The 15634-nt window shown below is 65.8% G+C and carries 17 protein-coding genes and 1 pseudogene; 11 read left to right on the forward strand and 7 right to left on the reverse strand.

Annotation, left to right across the window (positions count from 1 at the left end):
• Nucleotides 1-177: 177 nt before the first annotated feature.
• Together istB and OO71_RS52490 are read right to left on the reverse strand one after the other, a co-directional pair.
• A pseudogene (gene istB / locus OO71_RS53445) lies at nucleotides 178-1000 on the reverse strand (IS21-like element helper ATPase IstB).
• 12 nt (nucleotides 1001-1012) lie between these two features.
• Entirely contained in the window at nucleotides 1013-1450 is a 438-nt protein-coding gene (locus tag OO71_RS52490; protein ID WP_425388720.1) for a Mu transposase domain-containing protein, read from the reverse strand.
• On the opposite strand from OO71_RS52490, the gene OO71_RS52495 reads away from it, so the two are divergent.
• Complete coding sequence (locus OO71_RS52495; RefSeq protein WP_245633848.1) at nucleotides 1337-1747, forward strand: hypothetical protein; 411 nt, start codon at nucleotides 1337-1339, stop codon at nucleotides 1745-1747. The genes OO71_RS52490 and OO71_RS52495 overlap by 114 nt on opposite strands.
• Here OO71_RS52495 and OO71_RS52500 read toward each other — a convergent pair.
• The gene (locus OO71_RS52500; RefSeq protein ID WP_245633849.1) at nucleotides 1726-1998 is read right to left on the reverse strand and encodes a hypothetical protein; all 273 of its coding nucleotides are present in this window, start codon (nucleotides 1996-1998) and stop codon (nucleotides 1726-1728) included. The genes OO71_RS52495 and OO71_RS52500 overlap by 22 nt on opposite strands.
• On the opposite strand from OO71_RS52500, the gene OO71_RS52505 reads away from it, so the two are divergent.
• The 9 genes from OO71_RS52505 to OO71_RS31700 all read left to right on the forward strand — a co-directional run bounded on the left by OO71_RS52505 (nucleotide 1984) and on the right by OO71_RS31700 (nucleotide 10730).
• On the forward strand, nucleotides 1984-2169 hold the full coding sequence (locus OO71_RS52505) for a hypothetical protein (protein ID WP_245633850.1): 186 nt from the start codon (nucleotides 1984-1986) through the stop codon (nucleotides 2167-2169). The genes OO71_RS52500 and OO71_RS52505 overlap by 15 nt on opposite strands.
• A gap of 290 nt (nucleotides 2170-2459) precedes the next feature.
• Nucleotides 2460-3707: an IS256 family transposase gene (locus OO71_RS31665; RefSeq protein WP_033293625.1), complete on the forward strand. Its 1248-nt coding sequence runs from the start codon at nucleotides 2460-2462 to the stop codon at nucleotides 3705-3707.
• A 687-nt stretch (nucleotides 3708-4394) separates the two neighbouring features.
• Nucleotides 4395-4646, forward strand: coding sequence for a hypothetical protein (locus OO71_RS53450; protein WP_033293677.1), 252 nt, complete (start codon nucleotides 4395-4397; stop codon nucleotides 4644-4646).
• Between the two features lie 79 nt (nucleotides 4647-4725).
• Nucleotides 4726-5097 (forward strand): hypothetical protein, encoded by a 372-nt coding sequence (locus tag OO71_RS31675; protein ID WP_033293626.1) that lies wholly within the window; start codon nucleotides 4726-4728, stop codon nucleotides 5095-5097.
• A complete protein-coding gene (locus OO71_RS31680; RefSeq protein WP_033293627.1) occupies nucleotides 5094-6266 on the forward strand; it encodes a hypothetical protein in 1173 nt (390 codons plus the stop codon). Before OO71_RS31675 ends, OO71_RS31680 begins: the two co-directional genes overlap by 4 nt.
• A 19-nt stretch (nucleotides 6267-6285) precedes the next feature.
• Nucleotides 6286-8691 (forward strand): DEAD/DEAH box helicase, encoded by a 2406-nt coding sequence (locus OO71_RS31685; protein ID WP_211260655.1) that lies wholly within the window; start codon nucleotides 6286-6288, stop codon nucleotides 8689-8691.
• Nucleotides 8692-8901: 210 nt separating this feature from the next.
• Complete coding sequence (locus OO71_RS31690; protein WP_033293679.1) at nucleotides 8902-9237, forward strand: helix-turn-helix domain-containing protein; 336 nt, start codon at nucleotides 8902-8904, stop codon at nucleotides 9235-9237.
• 15 nt (nucleotides 9238-9252) lie between these two features.
• Nucleotides 9253-10119, forward strand: a complete 867-nt coding sequence (locus tag OO71_RS31695) for an ImmA/IrrE family metallo-endopeptidase (protein WP_033293628.1) — start codon at nucleotides 9253-9255, stop codon at nucleotides 10117-10119.
• Complete coding sequence (locus tag OO71_RS31700; protein WP_033293629.1) at nucleotides 10116-10730, forward strand: PIN domain-containing protein; 615 nt, start codon at nucleotides 10116-10118, stop codon at nucleotides 10728-10730. The genes OO71_RS31695 and OO71_RS31700 overlap by 4 nt, the downstream gene beginning before the upstream one ends.
• Here OO71_RS31700 and OO71_RS50450 read toward each other — a convergent pair.
• The 3 genes from OO71_RS50450 to OO71_RS52995 all read right to left on the reverse strand — a co-directional run bounded on the left by OO71_RS50450 (nucleotide 10727) and on the right by OO71_RS52995 (nucleotide 12821).
• On the reverse strand, nucleotides 10727-11083 hold the full coding sequence (locus OO71_RS50450; RefSeq protein ID WP_156096642.1) for a hypothetical protein: 357 nt from the start codon (nucleotides 11081-11083) through the stop codon (nucleotides 10727-10729). The two genes, OO71_RS31700 and OO71_RS50450, sit on opposite strands and share 4 nt — an antisense overlap.
• 425 nt (nucleotides 11084-11508) lie before the next feature.
• Nucleotides 11509-12621: an IS630 family transposase gene (locus tag OO71_RS31705; protein ID WP_033293630.1), complete on the reverse strand. Its 1113-nt coding sequence runs from the start codon at nucleotides 12619-12621 to the stop codon at nucleotides 11509-11511.
• Nucleotides 12622-12692: 71 nt separating this feature from the next.
• Nucleotides 12693-12821 (reverse strand): hypothetical protein, encoded by a 129-nt coding sequence (locus tag OO71_RS52995; protein WP_281178495.1) that lies wholly within the window; start codon nucleotides 12819-12821, stop codon nucleotides 12693-12695.
• Nucleotides 12822-13003: 182 nt separating this feature from the next.
• On the opposite strand from OO71_RS52995, the gene OO71_RS31710 reads away from it, so the two are divergent.
• The gene (locus OO71_RS31710) at nucleotides 13004-13936 is read left to right on the forward strand and encodes a hypothetical protein (RefSeq protein ID WP_051792502.1); all 933 of its coding nucleotides are present in this window, start codon (nucleotides 13004-13006) and stop codon (nucleotides 13934-13936) included.
• A gap of 3 nt (nucleotides 13937-13939) precedes the next feature.
• On the opposite strand, the gene OO71_RS31715 is transcribed toward OO71_RS31710, so the two are convergent.
• Entirely contained in the window at nucleotides 13940-15058 is a 1119-nt protein-coding gene (locus OO71_RS31715; RefSeq protein WP_033293631.1) for a hypothetical protein, read from the reverse strand.
• Between the last annotated feature and the right edge of the window lie 576 nt (nucleotides 15059-15634).

The following is a 15634-nucleotide window of genomic DNA, read 5'->3' on the forward strand; positions in this document are numbered from 1 at the left end:
CGCGGCGGTCGCCGTTGGCTGATGTTCGAAGGGCCTGACCGTGCTGCTGGTGCGTTCGACCTCTCGGCGGGCTGCGGCGGTGCGTTTGCACTCTGGTGAGCAGTTGACGCGGGTTTTGGCCTGCCGACCGGTCGTGGTGAACGCTTCCCAGTGGATCGGGCAGGTTTGGCGGTGGCGTTAGGAGACACGCGCGTTCACCGCCTTGCGCAGCTTGTCCGAAGTGGACTGATGGGACCTGAGCCGGTAGGACGGACCGTCGATGCCGACCACTGTCGCCCGATGCAACAATCGGTCCAGCATCGCCGCGGCGACCGTCGAGTCACCGAGAACTGTTGCCCAGTCAGCAATCCCGACGTTCGTCGTCAAAATCGTGGACGACTTCAAGTAGCGTTGATTGAGCACCTGGAACAACGCCGACGCCCCGTCACCGGGTAGCGGAAGGTAGCCCAGTTCATCGATCACGAGGAGCTTCGGTCCGGCGAAGAACCGCATGCAGGTCGCCCGGCGTCCTTCGACCGCTGCCTTGTGACAGCGGGCGGCGAGATCGGCGGCGGTGGTGAAGCAGACCCGGTGTCCGGCCTCGGCCGCGCCGCGCGCCAGCGCGGTCGTCAGCATCGTTTTCCCGACCCCGCGGCCCGACGAACAGAACATACGAGGCGTCGTCGAGGAAACGCAGCGTGGCGAGGTCGCGGATCAGCTTCTCGTCGACCCCGGGCTGCGCGGCGAAGTCGAAGTCCGACAGTGTCCACGGATCCGGCAGGCAAGCGAACCGCAACCGGCCGGCGAGACGACGTGCTTCGGTGGCGTTGACCTCGATCTCCGGCAACCGCTCGAGCGCGGCGGTCATGGACAGGTTCTCGTGCCGGACCTCATCGAGGACTCGGGGTAGCGCCTCGGCGGCGTTGTCGAGTTTGAGGTAGGAGAAATGCCCGCGTAGTTGTTGGTAGCGGCGAGCTTCGCTCACCTGTGGCGATGATGTGTTGGCAGACAACAGGTTCATCCCTTTCTGGATTCATCGGTGGGTGCCCCGTCGAGCCGGGCGGCGGTGGCCGTGTAGGCGGACAGGTCGATCACGACGTGGGCCGCGGGCCCCGTCGCGGGCGGGCCGCGCAGTCGTGCCGCTTCGGCCAACGCCGCCGCCGACGGCGGCCGGCGGGTCTTGTGGGTGCAGGGACGATCTGTGGTGAACGCGCCGAGCACGGCCTTCTCCAGCGCGGCGACATGCCCGTCGTCGCGGATCACCCGTCCCGCGCCGTCCAGGGCGCGGTGGTGGACCGCGACCGTCGCCCCGCCGGCGGTGATGATCCGCAGCGTCCGCGCCGAGCCGGTGACGGACATGAACAACGGCGCCGCCGAGGCCCGGCGGGACCGAGTAATGGTTGCCACGAAAGGAAACCAGCGCCTGCGCAGTCACCGTCCGGGGCACATCGAACTCGGCCGGGAACGCCACCAACGGCGGCGGGCGCAGTGCCTCGTCGGCGGCCAGGGCGGCGACGGTGGTGGGCTCGCCGTCGCGGACCCGGCGGCGGTCGTCGAGCGTGACCGTGAGGCGGTCCAGCCCGGCTTGCGCCTCGGCGACGGTGGCGTCGTCGGCGACCGTGCGCCACCATCGCTGCGCAGCGGAGTGGTTCGCCTTCTCCACGACGCCTTTGCGGTTCCCGCGCCGAGGCGGGCAGACCACGGAGCGGACCCCGTAGTGCTTCGCGACCTGGGCGAACGCGGCAGTCAACCGGCCCGATGCGGGTAGCAGACCGTCGCCATGCGGTCGAAGCGCCAGTCATGGGTGGTGCCGCCGAGCTTGCGCACGACGGTGTCGAGGGCCTCGACCAGGTGCGGGAAGTCGTCGGCGTCGGCGGGGACACCACGCCAGCGGCTCGAGTGCGCCAGCGCCCCGACCAGCAGATGCGCGTGCCGCCCGACATCCCACGTGGCCGGCGGATTCGGTGGTTCCACCCGGTCGAACTGGGTTTCCTCGCCGGGTGGGTGCGCGATGATCACGACGTCGCGGCCGCGGGAGACCTGGCAGGGCTCGCAGTGCGGGCGCAGCTGATGGCGGCGCAGCGCGCGGGTGAACGTCGAGTAGCCGCCGGGATACCCCAGGGCGGTGAGCTCGTCGAGCAGGGCCGAGGCCCACAGGTGCTGGTCGTCGGCCAGCCGGGTCCGCAGTAGGCGACGTACGGCTCGAACGGGTCCGGGCCTGCGGGTTTGCGGCGGCCGGGTTCGGTATTACCGGCCAGATAGCTGCGGATCGTCTTGCGGTCACGGCCGAGATGTCGCGCAATGGCCGAGATCGACCAGCCTTGATCGCGCAGCGCCTGCGCTTCCACGTCTGGTTGTGTCCGGCAGAGTGGTGTACCAGCGCCGCCAGCGAGTGCTGAGCGTGTCGTAGCCGGAGATGAGGCGGTCACCGCGTGATCCTTCACAGGACCGACCAAAGTCCACGAAGGAAGCCTCACGCGATGACCAGTATGCAGCCTATCGACCCGACCAAGCCGTTCGTCGACCAACTCGCCGCGAGCAGCCCTGATCTGCTGCGCGACATGCTTTCGACGTTCATCCAGACGCTGATGGGCGCTGAAGCCGACGCGGCCTGCGGCGCTGAGTACGGTCAGCGCAATGCCGAGCGTGTCAACTCCCGTAACGGCTACCGCCACCGCGACTTCGACACCCGCGTCGGCACGATCGACCTCGCGATCCCGAAGCTGCGCTCGGGCAGCTACTTCCCGGACTGGCTGCTCGAACGCCGCAAACGCGCCGAACGAGCGCTCACCAGCGTGGTAGCGACCTGTTACCTGCTTGGTGTCTCCACCCGGCGGATGGAGAAACTCGTCGAGTCCCTCGGCATCACCAGCTTGTCCAAGTCGCAGGTGTCGATGATGGCCCGCGACCTGGATGCACAGGTCGAAGCCTTCCGCGCCCGTCCGCTCGATCAGGGCCCGTACACGTTCGTCGCCGCCGACGCGCTCGTGCTCAAGGTGCGCGAGAACGGCCGCGTGGTTAACGTGCACTGCCTGATCGCCACCGGCGTCAACGCCGAAGGCTACCGCGAGATCCTCGGCATCCAGGTCACCTCCGGCGAGGACGGCGCCGGCTGGCTGGCATTCTTCCGCGACCTGCTCGCCCGCGGCCTCTCCGGCGTGCAGCTGGTCACCAGCGACGCCCACGCCGGCCCGGTCGCCGCGATCGGCGCCACCCTGCCCGGGGCGTCCTGGCAGCGTTGCCGCACCCACTACACGGTCAACCTGATGTCGGTCTGCCCCAAGTCCTCCTGGCCGTGGGTGCGGACATTGCTGCACTCGGTGTTCGACCAAGCCGACGCCGAATCCGTTGCCGCGCAATACGATCGGATGCTCGACACCCTAAGCGGGAAGCTACCCAGGGTCGCTGATCACCTGGATACGGCGCGACCGGATCTGCTGGCGTTCACCGCCTTCCCAAAACAGATCTGGCGTCAGATCTGGAGCAACAACCCCCAGGAACGACTGAACAAGGAGATCCGCCGCCGCACCGACGTCGTCGGCATCTTCCCCGACCGCAGCTCCATCATCCGGCTCGTCGGCGCCGTCCTCGCCGAGCAACACGACGAATGGATCGAAGGACGCCGCTACCTCGGCCTCGACGTCCTGGCCCGTTCCCGCGCCACCAGCACGACCGAAACCCATCCCACCGAACAGGAGCAACCCACCCCACCAGCCCTCACCGCCTGACCCGAAACCGGATCACCGGTGACCGCCCACTTACACCACACCCAGGGACTTGACCCCACGTCTTCCTCCAGCGAGAGCATCCACCCTCCAGCGACAATCCACGGTGATCAACACCGGAAACCGTCACCCGAAGGCCGTTGACCAGCACAAACGACGCGCCGACAAGACACCCAACTGGGGAAATTCGGAGAGCGCCATCAACGCAACCAATCGTTGCGGGCATGTGGCTGCTATCCGGCTGCAGTGGTCACGGTCATGGCAAGTGGCTGGCAGCGCCCTGCTCCATGCCAAAGAACCTCAGAGGAATCACCCGATCGGTCGCCCTGCATGGAGCAGTTCTGGCGTCCAAACCCCAACGGGGTCAGGGTGTGCTCCCGAATTGCTTCAGCTACTGAACAGTAGCTGAAGTTGGTATGAGTAAAACTCAAGATTCGGAGTAACGAAAAAACCGCCCTGCCTGGATCAATAGATCGGGCGGGCGGTGTTTCATCAGGGTAGTGGAGCTTGGGGGAGCTTATTACAACACAAAACCCCAGGTAGATGCCCTGGAGGTGCTGCTCCGGAAGCTGCCAGACCCCACCGAACCGGCGGCACCGCCCGTCAACCGCCCCAAACCACGACGGGCACGGGCAACTCGACGCCGACCAGGTCCAGGAACTCATCACCGGCTACCAAGCCGGAGCGACGGTGTACGAACTGGGCGACCGGTTCGGCATCGAGCGGCGGACCGTTAGCAACATCCTCAAACGTCACGACGTGCCGATGCGCCGCCGCGGACTCTCCCCCGAGCAGGTCGACGACGCCATCCACCTCTACAACCTCGGCTGGTCCCTGGCACGGGTAGGCAAACACCTGGGCGTCGACCACACCACCGTGCTGACCAAACTCCGCGAACGCGGCATCCCCACCCGCGACACACATGGTCGACCTCGGTCTTGATGTACTGGGGATTCTCCGGTGCACCGTCCAACGGCGGTACCTCGCATCGATCTCACCGAGTTCACTACGCTGACACCCCATGGCAAGGGCTCCGAAGTTCAGCGCCCGGATATCCGGTCGGTGGCGGATCGTGGCGATGAGTGGCTGGGACCGCGACGCGATCGACCTGGTCGAACCAGCTTACGTCGAGTTCACCCGGAACGGGACCAGCCAGTTCGGTTTCTTCGCCGTCCACGGTTGGCTGGACTGCCGCTCGCTCGAGCGGGACGGCCGGCCCGGCGTGGAGTTCACCTGGGAAGGTTCCGACGAGGGCGACCGGGTCAGCGGACGAGGCTGGGCAGTCCTGGTCGACGACCAGACGATCGAGGGCCATCTGTTCTTCCACCTGGGCGACGACTCGAGTTTCCGGGCTAGACCGTTCACCGATGCCGACGAACTGGACAGACCGTGAGCGAGTACCAGTACTACGAGTTCCTGGCGATCGACCGCCCACTGGACGATGGCGAACAGGCTGCGGTCCGGTCGCTGTCCACCCGGGCGCGGATCTCTTCGACCAGCTTCGTGAACGAATACCACTGGGGCGATTTCAAGGGTGACCCGCGCCGTCTGATGGAGCGCTACTACGACGCGCACCTGTACGTCGCCAACTGGGGTACCCACCGGGTGATGTTCCGCCTGCCGGGCGAGCTGCTCGATCCCGATGTCGTCGAGGACTACCGCGTCGGCGACGACGTGAACGCCTGGCGCACGGGCCAGTTCATCGTGCTCGAACTGATCAGCGAGGACCACGCTGGTGAGTTCGACTTCGACTACGACCCCGAGAACCTGCTGTCGGCGATCGTCGGAGTTCGCGCCGAACTCGCCGCCGGTGATCTCCGGCCACTCTATCTCGCCTGGCTGGCCGCCTATGGTTCCTGGGAGCGCGACGAAGACGTTTTCGATGGTGATGCTGACGACGAGCTCGAACCACCTGTTCCGCCCGGGCTGGGCACGCTCACTGCCGCGCAACGGGCGCTGTCCGACTTTCTCCGCCTCGACGACGACCTCCTCACCACCGCGGCCCAGACTTCCCCACCGCTGGGCGCGCCGAACGACGACCCTGATGACCTCGCCGCGTGGGTGGCTCGCCTCCCAGTCACAGAGAAGGACCGGCTCTTGGCGCGGGTAGCGCAGGGTGAGGCGGCGCGGGTGCAGATGGAGTTACTACGCCGCTACCGCGGCGACAGGGCTCCGGCCGTCTCCGCCCCAACTCGCCCTCGCCGGACGGTGGCCGACCTCCTCGACAACGCGGCGCGGCGACGAGCCGACCGTGAGCGTCGGCTGGCCACCGAGCACGCCGAAGACGAGGCACGCCGGGAACAGGCGCGTCTGCTGGCTCGCGAACGACGACTCGACGCATTGGCCGCTGAGGAAGACGCCGCGTGGTCGCGCGTCGAGGCGATGATCGCCACCCGGAAACCGGCCGAGTACGACGCCGCCGTCACGCTGCTCACCGATCTGCAGGCGCTGGCCGAACGCGAGGACCGCTACGACACGTTCACCACCCGCACCAACGCGTTGCGGCAAACGCATGCACGCAAACCCAGCCTCATCGAGCGCCTCAACCAGGCACGCATCTGACCCATCTACGGTGGGCTCTGTGAAAGACGATCTCCAGCCAGCGGAGCTTGCCGAGGAACTCACGGAGCTCCGTGAGTTGACAACGCAGTTGCGTACGGAGAACGCGCGGTTGTTGCGGCTGCTGGAGCTGACTCCGAAGCAGGCGGCTCCGCCCCGCCCGATTCAGACCGGCTTCTTCGAAGCGCACCCCGGCCTGGTCGACCGGCGAGCGGCCCCGGAGGTGAAGGTCGATTTCTTCGCCGCCCTGTTCGCCGCCCGCATCGACATCTACGCCACGCGATGGGAGAACGCACGTACTGGCAAAGCTGGTTGGCTGCCGGCGGTGCGCGGCGGGTGGCGCAAGGGCGTCGGGCACGAGGACCGCGACTACCTGCCACTGAGCAAGGACGTGTTGCGGACGCACCTGGTCGGCGACGTGCATGTCGGGCTGTATCCGCTGGTGGATGGCGACCTGTGCTGGTGGCTGGCGGCCGACTTCGACGGCCCAATGGCGATGCTGGACGCCCTGGCCTACCTGAAGGCCGCCAGGGCGTGGTCGGTGCCAGCCGCGCTGGAGGTCTCGCGCTCGGGCGTCGGCGCACATGCATGGGTATTCTTCACCGCGCCCGTGCCCGCGGAGACGGCTCGCCGACTTGGCACCGCCCTGTTGCGGGAGGCGATGGCAGTCCGTGGCCGTATGGACCTGGCCAGCTACGACCGGCTCTTCCCGTCACAGGACGTGCTGCCCTCGGGCGGCGTGGGGAATCTGATCGCTGCACCGTTGCAGGGCAAGGCCCGCCAGGACGGCGCGACGGCGTTCCTCGATCTGGCGACGATGGAACCACACGATGACCAGTGGGAGTACCTGTCCTCGCTCGGCCGCATGAGTCCTGCCGAGGTCAATCGGGTCGCGCGTCGCGCCGGTGGAGTCACTGTCGGCGCCAGCATCGACAAGATCGGCGCTGCGGTCTCGACCCGGATCCGTACCGCCGCACCCCCCATCGTGCACGCCCGGCTCAGCTCGGGAATCCGCCTGGAATCAGGGGAGCTGACCCCGGCGTTGCACGCGACGCTGAAGCACGCGGCATCGATGACGAATCCGGTGTTCTACGAGCGCCAGCGACTCCGAATGTCCACGTGGGACACACCGCGGTTCCTGCGCAGCTACGACGAGACTCTCGACGGCGGGCTCATCCTGCCTCGGGGGCTGCACGACACGGTGGCCTCACTGGTCGAGCAGGCGGGCAGCCGCCTTGAGGTGATCGACGGGCGGCAGGCCGGCGAGACGCGGGAGTTCACCTTCGCCGCTACGCTGACCCGGCAGCAGCAAGACGCCGTAGACGATCTGCGCGACCATGATCTTGGTGTGCTGGTCGCGCCACCGGGTGCGGGCAAGACCGTGATGGCCTGCGCGGTCATCGCCACCCACGCGATCTCCACGCTCGTGCTGGTCGACCGCAAGACCCTGGCCGACCAGTGGCGCACCCGGATCAGTGAACTGCTGGGCGTCAAAGCCGGCCAACTCGGCGGTGGTCGCCGCAAAACCCATGGCGTGGTTGATGTCGTCATGCTGCAAACGCTGGCCCGCAAGGCCGACATCGAGGAGCTCGCCAGCGGCTACGGGCTGGTCGTCGTCGATGAGTGCCACCACATCCCGGCCGCGGCGTTCGAGCACGCCGTCAAGCAGATCCCGGCTCGCCGCTGGCTCGGACTCACCGCCACCCCGTACCGACGCGACAAGCTCGACGACCTGATAGCCCTCCAGTTGGGCCCGATCCGGCATACCATCGCCCCATCAAGCCGCCCCGGCGAGGACAGCGCACCCCAACTCGAATTGGACACGACTGCGCAGCGTCCGAAGCCGGTGCTCCATGTGCACGACACCGCCTATCGCTACACCGGTGACGCCGACCCGACGAAGCCCGGCGGGATGGCGGCCATCTACCGCGATCTTGTGGCCGACGACACCCGCCTCACCCAGATCGCCAACGACGTGACTGCCGCGCTGAAACGAGGTCGACACTGCCTGCTGCTCACCCAATGGACCACCCATGTCGAACGGTTCGCCGACGAGCTCCGGCGACGCTCGCTCGACCCGATCGTGCTTCGCGGCGGAATGAGCGCGACCGCCCGCCGCGATGCTCTGGCCCGCCTCCAACCTGCGGACGGAGTACCACTGCTGGTCGTCGCGACCGGGCCATTCGTCGGTGAAGGATTCGACTGCCCCGCACTGGACACCTTGTTCCTCGCCGCACCGATCGCGTTCAAGGGACGCCTCGTCCAATACGCGGGTCGGATCCTCCGCGCACACGTCGGCAAGGCCACCGCCGAAGTCCACGACTACCACGACATCAACACCGGCGTCCTGGCTTCTTCCCTGGCCAAACGCGCACCAGGGTACGTCAGCCTCGGCTTCCCCGACCCCCGCCGACCAGCAACACGTTGAGCCGGAGTGGCTGTCGGCGAGTAGACGCACCGGGTTGCTTCTTGTCAATGTGACCAGTCGACAACCCACACCGTCCACGGGATACACGCGATCGACTGGGCGTCCCGCTCGCGCAGTAGTCCAGTCATGGCTCCTAGCGTCACGTACCGCACTCAGCTACACTGAATCACATCGACCGATCATGATTCAGACCTGTGAAGGGTGGCCACGATGACAACGGGGGCCGGCGTGCTCATTGAGCGTGCCCGCATTGCTTCGGGCCTCAGTCAGCGCGCCCTTGCGGACGCTGCTGGCATCTCGCAGCCCACCTTGTCGCGGATCATCTCCGGAGCTAGAGCGGCGAAGATGCCGGAGGTGGTCGCGATCGCGTGGGCAACTGGACATACGGTCGCCCAACTCACCGCACCTGGGACGGTAGCCGATCGAGTGCAGTGCGCCGCCCGTGCCACCAACGACTCCGACATGGACCGCATGCGTGAAGCGCTGCTGCACTTCCTGGAACTGGACAACTACTTGGACGACCAGGCCATCCCCGCCACGGTCTGATGTGGATAGATAATCTTGAGCGCTGAGACTGAAGGTCGTACCGCCGCCGCGCGGTTCCGCCAAGAGCACCACCTGGGCGTGCAGCCGTTGGGTGACCTTGTGGCAGTCATCGAGCAAGCAACCAGGATCGACGTGGCCGTACTCGATGTCGGCCCGGATGAACACGGCCTGACGATGCGAGACCCTGCGCGCGGCGCCGTGTTCATCGGCGTCGCGCGGACCCCGAACCCGATGCGACAACGCAGCACGCTTGCCCACGAACTTGGCCACGTGCTGTTCGAGGACTGGGCGGACAACGGCACGGGCAACTGGAGCGAACGCAGCCCCGCGGAGATTCGAGCCGATGCCTTCGCGCGGCACCTGCTCGTACCGGTCGAGGGCTTGCGTGAGTTCCTCGGAGATCGAGAGTTCGTGACCCAAGCCACCCTCTCTGCAGTCGTCCAGCGATACCTGGTATCACCCCAGATTGCCGCCATCGCGCTGCACCAAGCCAATTACATCGATGACGACACCAAACAGGAGTGGATGGCGCTGACCGCGCCACAATTGGCGTCCCGGTTCGGGTGGAGCGATCAGTACCACGCATTGCGGGCCGACTCCGATCAGCGGAGGGCACCGCAACAGTTGCTCGCCCGCGCGATCAGGGGCTACGCGGAGGCGGTGGTGCCTGCGCAAGCCATCGCCACCTTGCGCGGCATCACACTGGAGGCTGCCGAGGCGGACCTGTGTGAGGCAGGTGTCGTGCCCATCGAGCAGGAGATCGCGTGGGCCGCTCCCACCGAACTACCCGACGTGCACGTAGATCTGGCGGCTCTAGAAGAGGATCTCAGTGCGCCAGATGACAACGGCCAGGTTACGGCGACAGAGAGAAACTCAGGATGAGCCACCGGCCGATCATCGACGCCGGCCCCGGCCTGAATTTCCTCTCGATCAACAAAGAGCGCCTCCTCATCGAGATCCTGGGTCCGCTCAGCACCCCGGAGACCGTGCAAGACGAAGTGCTCCGCAAGGCCCGGCAGGATGCGCGCTTCCGCTCCGCCGCAGTGGTCTGGCAAAAGCTGACGCCCAAGTGGGTGCAGATACTCTCCGATGACCAGACACCCGAACTTGCTGCGGTCGTCCACCGGATCACCCAGCTCCCCATGGAAGAACGGCTGAAACACCCGAAAGATCTGGGCGAGACAATGGTCATCGCCCACGCGGTCGTCGCCGCCGAATCCGGCGAGACAGTGACCGTGCTCATCGACGACGGGTCAGGAGCGCGGATCGCCACTTCGGAGATCAACCGACTCAGACGGCTCCGGACCAGCGGTCACGCTGTAGGGTCGATCTTGCTAGTGAGCACGCTGACCATTCTGGAGCGCGCGGCAGGCGGAGAGCACATTCCAGACAAGGCAACGATGCGCAACATCTACGACCGGCTGCGCGGTCTCGATGACGGCCTACCGCCGATCCGGGACACCAACCTACTGTCAGCTGCTTGCTGGTCCTAGACCTGGGCGACCCTCGCCCTTGTCCGCTGAACCGGAAGCAGTCCACCCGCAGCGTCCTCTTCGCTGGAGAAGACATCCGGATGCTGCCGGATTATCCTCAGCGAGAGATCCAGATCAGCGTCAGCAGCCTTGCTGGCGAACAGCAAGATCCTCGTCCCCGTCCGCGTGACCAACGAACCGTCGCGACAGGGTGGTGACTTCGCATGACCAAACCAAAGAAGCGGCAACACAAGCCCCGAACCCACGTGTCGAAGATCCGGATTCATGGTGTGCGGCACGATCCGCCAGACGCGCACAAGATCGCCAAGGTCCTCGTTGAGATCGCAAGAAGCCTGGATGGCGATCTGGATCACGACCCAGGCAGCCCTACCAAAGTTCTAGTAAGCGACGCAACGTGCCGCGACCAAACCCCCGACACAGATGAACCCCCTGCGAGCGCCTGACCTGGGATTTCCAAGCGCTCAGGGGGTTCATCTACAACTTCATGTGTGGAGCTAAGGGGACTCGAACCCCTGACCCCCTCACTGCCAGTCAGGTGCCCGTGACTCTTCGTACCCAGGTCTACGCTAGCAGGTCGAGAATGTCGTGGTCAAACGGTGCCGTTCACTGTCGTTGCACGTTGTTGGGGAACGTTGATCACGCGCGTCTGCTCCAGGTTTGCTCCGGGAAAATTCGTGAGAATGCGCGCCGCGCAGGCCCTTCACTGCGGCGTCCGGCGCGGCTCCGGCGGTGACTTCTCGTCATCTAGTGCTGTGTCCAGATAGGTTCGCCGGGTTGGTCAGGCGGCTGGCATGAGGGGCTGGTTGCCCCAGCGGATGCCCTTTTCGCTGCGGACTCGTGCGCGTTCGCGGCGTTGGGCGGCGAGCACGTCGGGGTGGCGGGCGTTGGCGTTGCGCCATCGCAGGTAGTCGTGCAGCCGACGAGCCAGCACCGGATGGTTCGATCCCGCGATGGCAAATGTGCGCAGCGGCCCGAAGTGCGCCTCGGTGGTGTTGGCCCAGGAGGAGTAGGTCGGGGTGAAGCACAGCTCGACCTTGTTGCGGGCCGCCCAGGTGCGGATTGTCTGGCCGCGGTGGGCGGAGAGGTTGTCCAGGATGATGTAGATCGGTGCCCCGTCGGGGCTCGCGGTGCGGATCGATGTCAGCGCGGCCAGGGTGTTGGCGGCGGATTTCTGCCTGCGGACTACGCCCCAGAGGGTGTCGTCGCCGACGGAGTAGCAGCCGTGGAACTGCCGGACTCCGTGCAGCTTGTGATAGTTCGCCGGGAGCCGGTCCGGATGCCCTTTCCTGGTCCAGCTCGCACCGAGGTGGGGTCGGATGGTGAGTGGCCCGAACTCGTCGAAGGCGAACACCCGGTCGGGGAACTTGCTGGTGACCTGCTCGATCCTGGCGAGTTTGGCGTCTCGGTCGGGGTCGTTGGACTCCTTCCAGGTCTTGGTTCGCTGAAAGCTGATCTCGTGTTTGTGCAGGAACTGCCGCAACCGTTCCCGCCCGACCTGCACCACCCGCCGCGGGTTGCGGGCCAGGTAGGCGGCGAGCTTGCGCAGGCTCCAGCGGGTGAAGGGCTGCTCGAGTGCTTCAGGTCGCGTGGTGGCCGTCGCGACGAGGAAGGCTTCGTCTTCAGGGCTGATCAGGCGGGGACGGCCACCCGCCCACTGAGGGTCCAGACTGGCCAGACCCGTTTCGTTGAACCGGTGGATCACACCGCGGATCGCGTCCTCGTCGCCCCGGACCAGGCGGGCGATCGCGGGAACGGTGTTCCCGCCGGCGGAGGCGAGCACCACCATCGCCCGGCGCAGCCGCACGGCGGAGCCTGTCCCTCTTCGCACGATCTGCTGCAGCCGCTGCCCCTCATGATCGGTCAGCCTGCGTACCCGCACTGGATCTGCCATCCACCCAGCCTGACCGCAACCCGATCACCGGCCATGAACGCTGACCGGCGTGTCACCAAACCGGCCAACGTTCATGGACAGAGCACTAGCTCGAGGAGCAGGGCGAGCAGGCTGCGCACGGCGGCCGGCGTCAATTCGGGCGGCTCGACCGGCAAGATCACTTCGATCTCCGTGGCGCGGCTGTCGTCAGGATGGCTCATTTGTACAGGCCAGCGTCTGCGGCAGGCTGGGCTAGATCTCGAACGGTTGATCTCGGAGTCGTTGCGTCGGGTTTCGGTGTGGTCGATGCGGCGCATTGCAGGCGAGCCGGGCAACACCCGGTTGGCGGTCGTCGGCCAGCTAATGTGGTGGGGCTGCTGGTGTCCTGTCAGGGGAGGTGCGGATGGTCCAGGTCGGTGACGAGCAGATTTACCGCTTGCGGGACTTCTCTTCATCGCAGCGCGTTCGTGTTGTCGCCATTGAGATGATGAAGAAGAGCGCGAAGTACGAGATCGAGTTCCTGGATGGGGATAGCGCCGGGAAGCAGGAGAAGGTTCCCGGAAAGCGGCTCCGAGGGCCTTGGTCTGGAGTACGTGAGTACGACGAGGTCATGGCAGCCTGGGAACGTTTTGCCGCGTTTGAGCTTTCCGATCCGGAGGAAGCAGCCGTCGAAACCGTGTTCTCGGAGTTGATCCCGGAAGAGGTCGCGAATTGGGAGTGGTCTGTGCCCGTGCGCTGGGTCACGACGATCTACGACCCGGTAGGGCTTGAGCGACTCATCGGGATCCCAGCCAATGAGCTCATTGGCCAGGTCGATTCGTTCGCGAGTGGCGAGAACACGGTAGTTTCCCCCGAGGGCACACTCATGATTGCCGAATATGCCTGCCGGGTGAACCCGATGCCGATCCTGAACGGGGTAATCGAGGAAGAACGAAAGTGCCGGGAGAAGACAAAGCGCGGCGAGTCATACACAAGCCACGACGGACAGCAGAGGATGTCGTCCCCGGAGTGGGAGTATCAGTGGTACCTCGAGCGTTACCGGCCCCTCCACGAGTTGTTGCGGGGCTGGTGTGGTCATCGCGCAGTCACCATGCAGGAGCGGCTCGCTGCGGCTGAGGCTGAGGTGCAGCGTCTGGACGTGCTCATCACCCGGCTTGTCGACCAGATGAAGGAGCACGAGCACAGTATTTTCGCCGAGGTGATCGAGCGTGTGCACGAGGAAGAGCGGATCACCGCAGCCAACTACCGTCCGGTCGTCGATCGTCCGTTGAAGCCGTCGGAGATACCTGTTCGTTACGAGCGCGCGCCGCGACGCTGGGGGTATCGCAACTGGTGAGTATCACTGGTTCATGAAGGCCTGCAGCTCGCTCGCTGTCGGCTTGCCCAGGGCGTCAGGTCGGACCGCGCGGTCGGGGAACGGATCCATTACGTCGGCGACCTTCGTAACTCTGTCTGCCCAGTACAGTGCATGTGCGCGACGCTCCGCGGCAAGCGATGACGCGTGCTGCCGCACCTCCGCCGCGTAGGCGCGCAGCTGGCTTGCTTCCGTCCAGCGTCTCGCTTGATCTCGCGCCTCCTCGTCAATCAGGTGTTCTCGGTGTGCGATCGCGGCGCGTTCCTCGGCTGCGGCCTGTTGCCTCGCGCGTTCGGCCCGCTGAAGCTCCGCTTGGCGCTGCCGTTCCTCGGCGGCCGCACGCTGCATTGCCAGGCTTCCGTGTCGGAGCCGGATCTCCTCCAGAATCTCGACCAGATCATCTTCCAGGCGATGGTCGTCGGTGTCCTTCCAGCTGTCGGCCCAGAACCGGCCGCCGGCGCCTGCCAGCACGATGCCGAGATGTTCATCCGGGACCTCGTCAAAGTCCGGGAACATGTAGCCCTGTCGCGCTTGTTTGAGCTCGCGTTCGGTGGGCTCGTGAGGAACGCGGAGCGTGGCCTGGGTGAATCGGAGCCAGGCCTCGTCCCGGTCGACTGCGAACCGGATTTCGTTGGCATGGCTACTTCTTCCGGCGTACCCACGGGTGTGCCGCTCGGTCTGAAGCGACACGGCCATTCCGGTCGCACGTGCACCTCGGACGAGGGCGTCAAGCAGGTGGAAGGCGCGGTTGCGCTGCGCTCCCTGGACGGGGAAGTCCTCCAACTCCATGATCTCCAGCACGACATCGCTGGGATCCGTCGGTGCCTCGGACATGGTTCGGGTCAGCTGCGTGGTCTGCCAGCCGGGCAGCGGTCCAAGTGTGATCGCCAGCCGGTACTTGCTGTCTTGTCGACAATATTCGAACCCTAGCCGGTTTCCTGCCGGTACTCGCCCGAACCGTTTCGCGGTTGCCGCAAGCTGGCGATATTTTGCCGCGTGGTCGGCCGGCGCGAGGACGCGGTGATCGTCTGCGTCCTGGAGTGAGCGCATGAGCTGGTCGACCGGGCCTGTTTTGCGCGAGACCGGCTTCCGTGGCGGCTTCATAGCCGCTTCCCCCGGGCCTGGTCTGGAGTCTTGGCGCGGGGACGGTAGGGGGGTTTTGGGGATCTTCTTGGATTCCTTACTGTCGGCGTGCGACGAACTGTGGGGTTCATCCGGGGGCGAATACGTGTCGGTCGCGAGGTAGTGGGTGCCCTCTGTGGTGATCGTTGCCGTCCAGGATGGTCCGTGGCCCTTCACGATGAGGAGGCCGCGGTTGTGCAGCGCGCGAGCGACCAAACGGTGCGCCCAATCTTCGTACACTCCCGCTGCGCACCCATCTTGCACCCACTTGAGGACTGCCCGCTGAGCCGCATTGAGAGGCGCTTTTCGATTGGTCATCCTCACGTCCCTCGAACCGGCGCGACGATCGTCAATACGTGTGAGGGCAAAATACCCGAGCGCCGATGCTGTTGCCGCTCCCGGGTTGTTACGTTGTTGTGTGTTGGGCTGACCGATGGTGAAGTGCTCGTGCCGAGGGCTCTCCGTCGTTGTCATGTTACTGGGTGGGCAGTTCGATCACCATTCTCGAGACTATGGAGCCGTCTCGCTGACTTGGTTGCTCGTCCGATGCAACCTGAC

It is taken from the genome of Amycolatopsis jejuensis, from assembly GCF_000717335.1.
Lineage (GTDB): Bacteria > Actinomycetota > Actinomycetes > Mycobacteriales > Pseudonocardiaceae > Amycolatopsis > Amycolatopsis jejuensis.

Bases quoted from the DNA above. Each gene is read 5' to 3' on its own strand.
- OO71_RS31690 (WP_033293679.1), top strand. From the start codon at position 8,902: ATGACAACGGGGGCCGGCGTGCTCATTGAGCGTGCCCGCATTGCTTCG.
- OO71_RS52995 (WP_281178495.1), bottom strand. From the start codon at position 12,821: ATGAGCCATCCTGACGACAGCCGCGCCACGGAGATCGAAGTGATCTTG.
- OO71_RS52495 (WP_245633848.1), top strand. From the start codon at position 1,337: ATGAACAACGGCGCCGCCGAGGCCCGGCGGGACCGAGTAATGGTTGCC.
- OO71_RS31705 (WP_033293630.1), bottom strand. From the start codon at position 12,621: ATGGCAGATCCAGTGCGGGTACGCAGGCTGACCGATCATGAGGGGCAG.
- OO71_RS31710 (WP_051792502.1), top strand. From the start codon at position 13,004: ATGGTCCAGGTCGGTGACGAGCAGATTTACCGCTTGCGGGACTTCTCT.
- OO71_RS31715 (WP_033293631.1), bottom strand. From the start codon at position 15,058: ATGAAGCCGCCACGGAAGCCGGTCTCGCGCAAAACAGGCCCGGTCGAC.
- OO71_RS31675 (WP_033293626.1), top strand. From the start codon at position 4,726: ATGGCAAGGGCTCCGAAGTTCAGCGCCCGGATATCCGGTCGGTGGCGG.
- OO71_RS31700 (WP_033293629.1), top strand. From the start codon at position 10,116: ATGAGCCACCGGCCGATCATCGACGCCGGCCCCGGCCTGAATTTCCTC.
- OO71_RS31665 (WP_033293625.1), top strand. From the start codon at position 2,460: ATGACCAGTATGCAGCCTATCGACCCGACCAAGCCGTTCGTCGACCAA.